The sequence below is a fragment of the Sporosalibacterium faouarense genome, from assembly GCF_016765695.1.
GTDB lineage: Bacteria > Bacillota > Clostridia > Tissierellales > VENL01 > Sporosalibacterium > Sporosalibacterium faouarense.
The window spans coordinates 87,967-100,427 of sequence record NZ_JAETGO010000069.1; the positions used below are offsets into that span (position 1 = coordinate 87,967).

The window sequence follows — 12,461 nt, forward strand, 5'->3', positions numbered from 1 at the left end:
TAAAGTGTTAATAATAAAAAAATGACTGTCACTTTTACATGACAGTCATTTTAAATAAATTTCAAATTACTCTACTTCTACAATCCAACCTTCTGGTGCTTCAACATCACCAAATTGAATTCCATATAAAGTATCATAAAGCTTCTTAGTTACAGGACCAACTTCTGTTTCACTATGGAACACATGAAGATCTCCTTTGTACTCTATACCACCGATTGGTGTTATAACTGCTGCAGTACCGCAAGCTCCTGCTTCTTTGAATTCATCTAATTTATCGATAAATACATCTCTTTCGATAACTTCCATTTCTAAATATTCTTTAGCAATATGCATTAATGAATACTTAGTTATACTTGGAAGAATAGATGGTGAATTAGGTGTAATGAATTTATCGTCATTAGTAATTCCAAAGAAGTTAGCAGCCCCAACTTCCTCAATCTTAGTGTGAGTTTTAGGGTCAAGATAAATTGCATCTGCAAATCCTTTTTTCACAGCTTCTTCGTGAGGTAAAAGACTTCCTGCATAGTTACCTCCAACCTTAGCTGCTCCTGTTCCATAAGGCGCTGCTCTATCGTAATCAGCAATAGTAAAGTTTACTGGTGCCATGCCACCTTTGAAATAAGGTCCTACTGGAACACAGAAAACACAGAAAATATATTCAGGAGCTGGTTTAACTCCTAGATTATCTCCTACACCAATTACAAAAGGTCTAAGATACAATGTTGCACCAGAACCGTATGGTGGTACAAAATGCTCATTAGCTTTAACAACTTGTTTACATGCATCAATAAATTTTTCTACTGGAACTTCTGGCATTAGTACACGCTTACAACTATTTTTAAGACGGGAAGCGTTTTCATCAGGTCTAAAAAGCTGAATCTTATTTTCCTTTGTGCGATAAGCCTTTAGTCCTTCGAAACATTGTTGTCCATAATGTAAAGCAGTAGAGGCTTCACTAATTGAAAGTCTATTATCCTCAACTAACTTTCCATCATCCCATTTTCCATCTTTCCATCTGGATATATAACGGAAATCCGTTTTCATGTAACTAAATCCTAATTTGCTCCAATCAATATTTGTTTGTTTACTCATATAATCCCCCTTGCTATAATTTAGTTTATTAGTTTGTAGAAAACTTGAAATTTAGAGCTAAAGCATAGAATTTTATAAATAATAATAATTCTATATTTTTATTTTTCTCTATGCTCGTTATTATAGTACATTTAAATTATAACATAATAAGAAAAAAGTGCATAATCCAAAATAAGTTAGCATATATTACTTTTTTATAATAATTTCTAGTTTTTGAGTTGATGTATTGAAAATAGTAATCATGTTATATATAATGTGATATAACTACACTATATCTTTCCTATGAATTTTTCCAGGTACTTTTAAATAAAATAAGTTATGAGTTTGTCTAGTATAATAGTTAATATAAGAAAAACTTTAAATATACATTTTCAACTATAAAATTAGCAAAATTATAATTAATTTTTGATTTAATATTTTTTATGGGTAAATAATTAAAAATGATCTCAGTAAAAATTTAATAAAATATAAAACAAGTATGGAGATGGTTGTGATGAAAAAATGTTCTATTTGTAAGAAGAATATGGCTGTTGCTTTTATATCAAAACTGGAAAATGGTAAGCCCAAAATGGAAGGTATATGTATAGAATGTGCTAAGAAAATGGGTTTTCCAATTATGAATCAATTGATGGAGCAAACAGGGATGTCTTCGGAGGAAGTAGAAAATCTTACTGAACAGATGAATGCAATGTATGAAAATGGTGAGATGGATGATATGGAAATAGATGAAGAAAATGCATTTAAGGATATATTTAGAGGTGCATTACCATTTATGAAAGGATCAAAGGATTTAGAATCTGATGATTTAGAATCTGATGAGTTAGAGTCTAATAAGTTAGAGTCTAAGGAAGAAAAGACTCAAAAATCAGATAACATAAAACAAACAAAGGAAAAGGATAAAAAAGATACCAAAGGAAAGAAATCAAAGAAAAAGAAGAAAAAGTATTTGGATACTTATGGTACAAATTTAACAGATAAAGCAAAAAATAATCAAGTTGACAAAATTGTTGGAAGACATAGAGAAATTGATAGGGTAATTCAGATTTTAAATAGACGTCAGAAAAATAATCCTATACTTATTGGTGAACCAGGAGTTGGTAAAACAGCTATTGCAGAAGGTTTAGCAGTTAGGATTGTGGAACAACAAGTTCCAATAAAGCTATTTGATACGGAAGTTTATTTATTAGATTTAACCGCTGTAGTGGCTGGAACTCAATTTAGGGGTCAATTTGAAGGTAGAATGAAATCTATCATTAAAGAAGCTTCTGAATGTGGAAATGTTATTTTAGTAATTGATGAAGTTCATAATATAATGGGTGCAGGTGAAGTACATGGAGGAGTCATGAACGCTGCTAACATACTAAAACCTGCTCTTGCAAGGGGAGAAATACAGATAATAGGTGCAACAACTATTGATGAATACAGAAAGCATATTGAAAAGGATACAGCCCTTGAAAGAAGATTCCAACCAGTTTTAGTAGAGGAACCATCAATAGATGAATCCATTGAAATATTACAAGGGATAAAAGATTATTATGAAGATTATCATCAAGTAAAAATTTCTAATGATGTAATTGAGGTGGCTGTCAAGCTATCACAAAGATATATTAATGATAGATATCTACCTGATAAAGCTATTGATGTAATAGACGAAGCAGGATCTAGAGCTAACTTGAAAAATAAAGGCTTAGTTGAGCTTGCTGCACTTGAAGAAGAGTTAGATGATATTGAAGTAGAGAAAGAGATTGCAGCTGAAAATAGTGATTATGAAAAGGCAGCAGACTTAAAAATGAATGAAATTAAGATTCAGGAAAAGATAGAGAAAATAAAAGAAGAATGTACAGAAGTTGAGATAACAGTTGAGGATATTGCATATGTAATTGAAGCATGGACAAAAATCCCTGTTCAAAAAATTACGGAAGAAGAAGCTGCAAAGCTATTGAAATTAGAAGATAGACTTCATAACAGGGTGATTGGTCAAAATGAAGCTATAGAAAGTATTTCCAAGGCAATAAGACGTAATCGTTCAGGATTCAAAAAACGTAAGAAGCCATCATCTTTTATCTTTGTAGGACCTACAGGAGTTGGTAAAACAGAATTAGTTAGAGCTTTAGCCCATGAAATATTCGGTAGTGAAGAAGCTATGATTAGAATTGATATGTCTGAATATATGGAAAAACATACAGTATCTAAATTAATTGGTGCTCCTCCAGGATATGTAGGATATGACCAAGGTGGACAGTTAACTGAAAAAGTACGTAGAAAGCCTTATTCAGTTATACTTTTAGATGAAATTGAAAAAGCCCATTATGATGTTTTCAATATGTTATTACAGATTCTAGAGGATGGAAGGCTGACTGATAGTCAAGGTAGAACAGTTTATTTTGATAATGCAATAATAGTAATGACATCAAATGCTGGAACAAATTTAAAGTCTAGTGGTATAGGATTTGGAAAACAAGGATATGATGCTTTAGAAAATAAAGTCAAAGAGGCTCTTAAAGATATTTTTAGACCAGAATTCTTAAATAGAGTAGACGATACAATAGTATTTACTAAACTAACAAGAGAAGAACTTCGTAAGATAATAGATTTAATGCTTAAGGAGATTATTATTGAAGCGAAGGAAAAGAATATTACAATAGATGTTGATGATAAGGTAAAAGAGTTTATACTTGAAAAAGGGTACGATGAGAAATATGGAGCTAGACCTTTAAGAAGAACTATCCAGAAATATATTGAGGATGAAATAGCAGAGCAATATATTCAAAATAAAGTTGTAGATGGAGCTTATGTGAAGGTAGTAATGAAGGATGATAAGGTTACTCTAGAAGTAGCATAGGTATAATTAAGAAATAGAATAATGAAAAAAATGTGAGATTAAAAAGCTCACATTTTTTTTATGAAAATATCTTCTTTTGATATAGTTTTAAAACATTATAAGCTAATAAATTTACTTTTAATGGAACTAATGGTAAAATGATATATAATTAGAACTTCTCTAAAGTTGAGGTGAGTAAATGTTATTAGAATCAAAAGTTACAAAGAAAGTAATAATGCTATTTGTAAGTTATCCTATTTTATTAATTATAGCTAAGCTCATAGGGGATAGGGATTTATCATTTAAGAGTATTATGATTTCCTTAGCTATTTATCTAGCTGTTTCATTAATCATTACTACATTAATCTTTATTAATAGAGATAATAAGGTTATAGATGCTCTAAAAGTTTTTTTATATAAGTCACCTAATAAGTTTATCGCTTTTATTTTATTTGCTTTATTATTTGTACTTATAGAAGAAAATCTAAGTTATATATATCTTTGGATATTTATAGGAATGACTTTATCTGTAAATGTATTTCTTAGAGATTAGGAAATTACATATTAAAATCATGCAAGAAATACATTTAATTATTAAATATGCAAATCAATCGAATATAAATAGAAACCTATAACAAAAAAACAAAGAAAAAAATAAAAAAGACTTGTTGCACAATATTTTGAGAACATTGTGCAACAAGTCTTTTAAAATATATTCAAAAGATAAATTACAATCATGGACAGATATGTAATAGGAAGAATATACACATAGTTTTTATAAAGATTTTTTACCTTAACATCAAAATATTCTATAGTTAGTACCTGACATAAATGCAATGGGGAAATATAATAGAAGGTGAATGCACTAACATATATAAACATTGCATAGTTTAGCTTCATACCATAGCTAGTAGCCAAAGGTAATATCATTGGAAATAGTAATGCAATACTTGGCTGAGTAGACGCCATGGAGAAAGATATAACAGCACATCCAATTATAATTAATAACTCTAAGGGGATGCCTTTATCTAAAAAACCATTTAATTGTACATATATTTCATCAATGTTGTTTACAACGTTTTTAAATAGCATTATTCCTAATATAGCGACTACCATTGGAATTTTTAAACCTTGAAAAATAGTTTTAAAAACTCTTTGGTTAGTATCATATTTAGAATCCTGTCTTTTATCATATATGTTTATAGATATGGATATTAAAATACCAAAGAGTAATGAAATATAAAAAGGTAATCTTAGTACTATAACTCCTAAAAGACTTATTAATATTGGAGATGCATATAATAGGAACTCTTTAATTGAAATCATGTATTCTTTAAGACTAGTTTTTTCTGGTTTAGTGTCATCGCATTTTCTTAATAAGAAAATATAACCTAATATATACATAACTATAGTGATAGGAAATTGAAGCTTAATGAAATCCCATAAATTAATATTTCCTACCTCTGCTGCTAAAATTATGGCAGGAGATAAAGGATATACAAAATACAAGGCATGTCTGAAAATAAGATTAATTGATGCTCTTTTATCATTTGGTAAATTAAGCTTGTCACCTAATTTATCAACTACTGGACACGACATTAAAGCCCCTCCAGTAACCAATAATGTTCCAATTATTGCGGGTGTGAATAAAATCGTTATCTTTGCACTTCTTAATACCTTTTCTAAGCTAGATATCATTCTATCTAGTATTAAATACTTATCCATTAAATGGCTTAATATAGTAATCAAGCCTATGGTTATGGCTAATGTGACTGATGAGTAGTCAGAGAATGTCTGCCAAACTAAACTTAATATTTTAATTGGAGACATTTTATTTAAAAGGGCTAATAAAACTGCTCCAATCATTAGAGAATATCCAATATTCACTTTTTTACTTACTATGATAAGAACCACTGTGATAGAAATAATTAATGTTATTATTGCCAATTTATCATCTCCTCTTTTATGAAATTTAGCGTCTCTAAATTTATATCCTATTTAGTTATATCATAGTTCAAAGAAAAACAAAACAAAAAGATAGTGGATAACTCTGCATACTATTTAATATTCAACACCTCAAATAAATATTAGCATGAGTAAGTCAATTGTAAAAGATAAAAGTCTAGGTTATAATATTAAGAAGTTATGAAAAGGAGAGAGGTAGATGAGAAATATCAAGCTTTTAATTAAATATGACGGCTCTAAATATAAAGGGTGGCAACGATTAAAAAATAGTGATAAATCTATTCAACAGAAAATAGAAGAAACACTTTCAAGAATTACACAAGAGGATATAAAAATAATTGGGTCTGGTAGAACAGATGCAGGAGTTCATGCTATAGGTCAAGTAGCTAATTTTAAGACAAATTCTGACATGATTTTAAATGATCTTCAAGATTATTTAAATATTTATCTGCCTCAAGATATAGTGATTGGTGAAGTTAAAGAGGTACATGATAGATTTCATTCAAGATATAATGCCATAAGAAAAACTTATTTATATAAAATATGGAATGAAAAATATAGAAATCCTTTTGTCAGAAATTATTCTGAACATATTAATGAAAGCTTAAATGTAGAGGCTATGGAAAAAGGTGCTAAATTTTTAGTTGGAGAAAATGATTTTTCTAGCTTTGTTACATCAAAATCTAAGAAAAAATCTAATGTTAGGACAATATACTCTATAGATATTACTAAAAGTGATGGTTTGATAGAAATAAAAATAGTTGGAAATGGATTTCTATATAATATGGTAAGAATAATCGTAGGAACCCTAATAGAGGTTGGAAAGGGCAATCTGAAGCCTCAGAAGGTTAACGATATATTAAAGAAAAAGAATAGACAACTAGCTGGACCAACTGCCTCAGCTCAAGGCCTTTACTTAGTAGAAGTAGAATATTAAACAAGAAGCGAACTAGAATAAAATAGAAATGAAAAAAATATAAGAAAATAATTACAAGATTTGCAGTAGTATAGATTTAGAACGAATAATTGATAAGTAATTTGAGAAAAAAAGAATATATGTGGGTTACAGAAAAGTTAGGGTTAAGAATATTTTTGACCTTAATTTTTTTATTACATCAAATAACTACTTAACGGAAGGAAGTTTTCGTAAAATTAATCGCATAATTTGACGTATATTGACGAAATATAATTAATAAATGTTTTAGCAAAGCATATATGAAGTCTAAATATATATTGAAATAGCAAATGGCAGATTGTTTAATTTAAATTAGATTTTTAGGAGGGTTTTATGGAATACTCATTTTTTATAAGTATTACTTTAATTGTGCTTATTTCTTTTTTAGTAAAAAAGAATAAATTTAGTATAAATGAAATTATATTTTTATGGTTAGTAGCTTCTTTCTTATATACTTTCGTGGAAGATATAGCTATTGTAAATTACAAGGTTGTTAGATTGAATAGTAATATTGCACTTTATTGGAATTCTCGTATAATAGATGTGATTCTTATTCCCATAGTAATAATAAGCTATATAGAATTAATGGTAGGATATAAAGTACTCTTAGTAAGAATTTGCTTAACAATAATATTCACTGGAATACTAATAGCGATACAGTATTTAGCGATTTATTTTAATATAATTGAAAAATTTAAATTAAGAATAGTAACTCAAAGTTTTTTTTTGATAGCTTTGCTAATAACAACATTTCTTTTATTTCAACCATTTAGAAAAGTATATATAAGAGAGGGGAAGAAATAAAGTGCCTTTACCTGAAACGTTTGACCAGAATGAGATTTTTGTAATTATTTTTTTTATAATCACATTTTTTGTTGCAATAAAGCTACCAAAACGATTTTCATTATCTACAATTATTCTAATATTATTAATTGGACTTGTAGTCCCAAGAATTTCTGATCATTTATTAGCTCCAAGGCCCTATGATTTATACGATGTTTTAGATGGAGAACCCTTTGAATTATTTGAGATAATCATATATATATTTTTTGCTTTAACTTCATATATTTTTCTAAATATATATGATAGATTGAAGCCAAAGGGCATAAATATTATGTTGTTTATCCTAATATCATCACTGATAGGGACTATAATAGAATATATTATGGCAATTTTTAATGTGTTTCAGTATAAAGAGTGGGAAATACAATATTCGTTCCCTGTCTATCTATTAGTTCAATCCCTTACTATACTCACCTTTCATTTAATACAATATGATAAGAGCTGCAAAAATGGTAAAAGTAACTTATAAAAATATATTAATAAATGAAGATATGTGATTATATATTAAAAGATTGCTGATGATTAAATGAAATGCTTAATAGATAAAACAAAAAAACAGAGAATACTAATACATCCATTATTGGTACAGTGTAAAGTATCCTCTGATTTATTTAATCTATTTTTTTTCTAATATCCTAGCCATTTGAACTCCTGAGCATGATGCCATCATAAGCCCTCGAGTTAACCCACATCCATCTCCAAGAAAATGTAGATTTTCAATATTGGCCTTAAAATTGTTATCTAAAATGACCTTGTTTGAATAAAACTTAACTTCTGGTCCATATAATAGGGTTTCTGGACTGGCAAAGCCTGGAACAATTACATCCATAGCTTGTATAAAGTTTATTATATTCATCATTGGTCTATAAGGAATAGCAGATGTTAGATCTCCTGCTACTGCATCTTTAAGAGTAGGTATCACATTTGACTGCGATAATTCCTTCGGCCAAGTTCTTTTTCCATCTACTATATCTCCATATCTCTGAACTAATATTTTATTATCTCCCAGCATATTTACAAGCTCAGCAACTTTTTTTCCATATTCTATAGGCTGATTAAAAGGATATTCGAAGTTATGGGAGCTTAGTATTGCAAGGTTCGTGTTTTTGGACTTATTATCTTTATATGAGTGACCATTTACAATTGACAACTTATTATCATACCTTTCTTCAGCCACAAAACCACTTGGATTTTGACAGAAGGTTCGTACCTTATCTTTAAAAGGCTTAGGATGACCTATTAGTTTACCTTCATATAAGACATCATTTATTTCTGCCATTACTTCATCTCTAACTTCTACTCTTACACCAACATCTACGGTTCCTGCTCTATGATTAATATTGTGCTTTAGACACATAGTTTTGAGCCAATTTGCACTTTTCCTACCTACACATAAAACTACTTTATCTCCATAAATTTCTTCTATATTCTCTAAATGTCCTTTTTTATATTCCTGAGACTTTATAACCCTTACGCCTTTTATAGTGTTATCTTCTATTATTAAATCTTCTGTATAAAGATTATCTCTTAAGTCTACACCGCAGTCGATGATATGATCTTGAATACGCTTAAATATATCATGGGCTTTTTCAGTTCCTAGATGCCTAATAGGACAGAGGACTAGTTTCAGATTAGCTTTTATAGCTTTTTTACGAATTTCTTGAATAGCTTCTTCATTTTCTATACCCTCTACATGCTCATCAGCACCAAAGTTCAAGTATGTTTTATCTACATAATTAATTAACTCAACTGTATTATCATGACCAATATAATTTGGTAATTCTCCTCCAACTTCTGGACTTAAGCTAAGCTTTCCATCAGAAAAAGCTCCTGCGCCTGAAACTCCAGCTGTTATACTACAATATGGTTGGCAATCAACGCACTCATTAGTTTTCTCTTTAGGACATTTTCTATTTTCAACTTTTTTTCCTTTTTCAATTAATAGAACTTTTTTATTTTTATTAAGCTTTATTAACTCCATAGCCGTGAACAATCCCGATGGACCTGCACCAACTATAATAATATCGTATTTCATAATAATCTCACCTTTCCTTCTTTGGATACATTAATATAATAACACAATATACGAACATTTTAAATAAATTTTAAAATAATATTTGTGTTTTAATTTTTTGCTATAAAAAAGGAATCTTCGAATATTAAGTGGAATATAGGATATATAAATAAATAATGACAAATCAGATAGTTATAATTATAATTCAGATTACTTTAAATGTTTCAATCGTAAAAGGGGTGCATAGTAAGTGTATGAAAATTTATGTAGTAATATTAAAGACAATTTATTAAATTTAGTTTCCATAAAAAGTGATACTGGAACTAGATTAGAAAGAAAAATTGAATTTTTTATTCATGACCAATTAAGTAGAATAAACTACTATAAAGAAAATACTGAATTATACGGAGCATATAAGCTTGAGAAAGATCACTTAGAAAGGGCTATTGTATGGAGTTTAGTCAAGGGGAAAGGTAAGGACACAGTTATTCTACTTCATCATCATGATGCAGTAGATGCCGATGACTATAGACAATTGTCTAAGTTTGCATATGATCCAGATGCTCTCTCTAATGAGCTAAAAAAATTATCATTATCAGAAGAGGTAAGAAAAGACCTTGAAGGAAATGAATGGATTTTTGGAAGAGGTACGGCAGATATGAAAGCTGGAGCAGCAATACAACTATCTCTGATAGAGAAATATTCGAAAAAAACAAATTTTAATGGTAATATCCTATTGTTATCAGTGCCCGATGAAGAAAATCTGTCATTAGGGATGAGAGAAGCAGTAAAACTATTAAATAAACTAAAAAAAAGCTTTAATTTAGAATATAAGTTATTAATAAACTCTGAGCCCCATGGGAGAAGAGAAGATGAAATAGCAACCCTATATGAAGGGTCTGCAGGAAAGGTTACGCCATTGATTTATGTAAGAGGTAAGCAGACTCATATTTTAGATGTATTTCAAGGGATTAATCCAATAGCATTGTTGTCGGAAGTAATTAAAAGGTCAGAAATGAATTTGGATTTTGTTGATAAAGTAGGTAAAGAGCAATCACCACCACCAGCTTGGATAAATACTAGAGATAGGAAAATAGCTTATGACATTTCCATTCCCCAAGCAGCAGGTGGATATTTAAATGTTATAACCCTTAATAGTAGTCCAAAGGAAGTAATAAATAAGATAAAGAATATTTGTGAAAGTAGCTTTAGTGAAGCTATAGAAATAATAAGAGAAAAATATAAGAAGTATGAATCTCTAGTAGAAAAGGATATAGTAGACATGAAGATACCTTGGAAAGTCAATGTAAAGGACTTTTCAGAAGTATATAAACAAGCATATAATAAATATGGCAATGTCTTTATTGAAGATTATAAAAGAGCAATGGATGAGGTTAAGAGAAAAATTGAGAACAATGATATTAATATGCAAGAGGGTACATTTGAATTGATTGAGAAAACGTTAGAATATATAGATGATTTTTCACCTATTATGGTTATTGCTGTATCACCTCCATATTATCCTAACGTATCAAATATTACCATGGAAAATTTATCAGAAATGGTATTAAACTTAAATCAAGAAATCTCAAAATATTCTAAAGAAAAATGGAACATATCCTATGAAAAGCAGAATTATTTTATGGGAATATCTGATATGAGCTATGTATCCCTATCTGATAGCATGGAGGATGTATCCTCAATTGGAGATAATATGCCTTTGTGGGATAACATATATAGCATAGATTTTAAAGGTATAAAGTCTCTTAATATTCCAGTAATGAATATTGGACCATGGGGAAAAGACATTCATAAATTTAGTGAAAGAGTTTTTAAAAAGGATGTATATGAGAGAGTTCCTGAGTTGATAGAGTTTACAATAAAGAAAATTTTAAATCAATAATAAAAAGTGCAAATAAGGGTATAAAAGTCATGAAATATAAATTATATATTAAAATTAAAGTTAGTTTTCCGTGAATATTGTTAATATTTTGTAAAGAAACCTACATTTATGTATTAGGTGTAGGTTTCTCCTTGTCTTCAACAGGATAGAATTATATGGGTAAAAAAGTAAATTATCTTGACATGTGAACGAGCGTTCACTATAATAAATTATTATAGATATAATAGAAAAGAAGGTGGAAGAACAAGGATATGGAACAATTAAATGATACTAAAAGGTTAATTATAGAGACATCATTAAGATTATTCTCTGAAAAAGGATTTAACTCTACTTCTGTCAGGGAAATTGCAAGGGAAGTAGGGGTAAGAGAAAGTGCTATATATAACCACTTTAAAAGCAAAGGAGAAATAATTAATACTATTTTTCATATGTATGGAATAGGTAAGGCTAGAATATATATAGAGCAGATGATGAATGACGAGAAATTTCTAGATGATCCATATCATTTTCTTAAGCACATAGCATTAGATGAAATTTTAGAGATTATTTGTAATAAAGAGTTTAATAAGTTTAAGAGAATTGTGGTAATGGAAATGTTTTGTGAGGAAAATGCCAGATATATTATAGAAAGAGAAATCTTTGATCAGACTAGAGGTTTGCTAAGAGAAATTTTCGAATTAATGGCAAAGAGGCAAGTCATTAAGAATCATGATCCAGCTGTCTTAGCCAACGAGTTTTTGGCTCCCCTGGGATTAGTAAACTTAGAACATCTAATAATTGGATCTGAAGATGGTGATGAAAAGTATTATAAAGATCAAATAGAGAGTCATATAGATTTCTTTTGGAATGCAATTAAGCTTGATTAGCA

10 protein-coding genes are annotated in these 12,461 nt (G+C 29.1%); 7 read left to right on the top strand and 3 right to left on the bottom strand.

Annotated features, from left to right (window positions below; translation table 11 throughout):
- Nucleotides 1-66: 66 nt before the first annotated feature.
- Entirely contained in the window at nucleotides 67-1,092 is a 1,026-nt protein-coding gene (locus tag JMO20_RS13720) for a branched-chain amino acid aminotransferase (RefSeq protein ID WP_202710255.1), read from the bottom strand.
- Nucleotides 1,093-1,585: 493 nt separating this feature from the next.
- Here JMO20_RS13720 and JMO20_RS13725 point away from each other — a divergent pair, with 493 nt between their 5' ends.
- Together JMO20_RS13725 and JMO20_RS13730 are read left to right on the top strand one after the other, a co-directional pair.
- Complete coding sequence (locus JMO20_RS13725; RefSeq protein ID WP_202710256.1) at nucleotides 1,586-3,934, top strand: ATP-dependent Clp protease ATP-binding subunit; 2,349 nt, start codon at nucleotides 1,586-1,588, stop codon at nucleotides 3,932-3,934.
- Between the two features lie 178 nt (nucleotides 3,935-4,112).
- On the top strand, nucleotides 4,113-4,466 hold the full coding sequence (locus JMO20_RS13730; protein WP_202710257.1) for a hypothetical protein: 354 nt from the start codon (nucleotides 4,113-4,115) through the stop codon (nucleotides 4,464-4,466).
- Nucleotides 4,467-4,618: 152 nt separating this feature from the next.
- On the opposite strand, the gene JMO20_RS13735 is transcribed toward JMO20_RS13730, so the two are convergent.
- Entirely contained in the window at nucleotides 4,619-5,860 is a 1,242-nt protein-coding gene (locus tag JMO20_RS13735; protein WP_202710258.1) for a DUF401 family protein, read from the bottom strand.
- A 217-nt stretch (nucleotides 5,861-6,077) separates the two neighbouring features.
- On the opposite strand from JMO20_RS13735, the gene truA reads away from it, so the two are divergent.
- The 3 genes from truA to JMO20_RS13750 all read left to right on the top strand — a co-directional run bounded on the left by truA (nucleotide 6,078) and on the right by JMO20_RS13750 (nucleotide 8,145).
- Nucleotides 6,078-6,815, top strand: a complete 738-nt coding sequence (truA, locus tag JMO20_RS13740; RefSeq protein ID WP_202710259.1) for a tRNA pseudouridine(38-40) synthase TruA — start codon at nucleotides 6,078-6,080, stop codon at nucleotides 6,813-6,815.
- A gap of 351 nt (nucleotides 6,816-7,166) precedes the next feature.
- The gene (locus JMO20_RS13745; RefSeq protein ID WP_202710260.1) at nucleotides 7,167-7,637 is read left to right on the top strand and encodes a hypothetical protein; all 471 of its coding nucleotides are present in this window, start codon (nucleotides 7,167-7,169) and stop codon (nucleotides 7,635-7,637) included.
- Nucleotide 7,638: 1 nt separating this feature from the next.
- Nucleotides 7,639-8,145 (top strand): hypothetical protein, encoded by a 507-nt coding sequence (locus JMO20_RS13750; protein ID WP_202710261.1) that lies wholly within the window; start codon nucleotides 7,639-7,641, stop codon nucleotides 8,143-8,145.
- Between the two features lie 147 nt (nucleotides 8,146-8,292).
- Here the strand turns inward: JMO20_RS13750 and JMO20_RS13755 are convergent, their stop codons facing one another.
- On the bottom strand, nucleotides 8,293-9,711 hold the full coding sequence (locus tag JMO20_RS13755; protein ID WP_202710262.1) for an NAD(P)/FAD-dependent oxidoreductase: 1,419 nt from the start codon (nucleotides 9,709-9,711) through the stop codon (nucleotides 8,293-8,295).
- Nucleotides 9,712-9,940: 229 nt separating this feature from the next.
- On the opposite strand from JMO20_RS13755, the gene JMO20_RS13760 reads away from it, so the two are divergent.
- Nucleotides 9,941-11,593, top strand: a complete 1,653-nt coding sequence (locus tag JMO20_RS13760) for a M20/M25/M40 family metallo-hydrolase (RefSeq protein WP_202710263.1) — start codon at nucleotides 9,941-9,943, stop codon at nucleotides 11,591-11,593.
- A 251-nt stretch (nucleotides 11,594-11,844) separates the two neighbouring features.
- The gene (locus JMO20_RS13765; RefSeq protein ID WP_202710264.1) at nucleotides 11,845-12,459 is read left to right on the top strand and encodes a TetR/AcrR family transcriptional regulator; all 615 of its coding nucleotides are present in this window, start codon (nucleotides 11,845-11,847) and stop codon (nucleotides 12,457-12,459) included.
- Nucleotides 12,460-12,461: the final 2 nt, after the last annotated feature.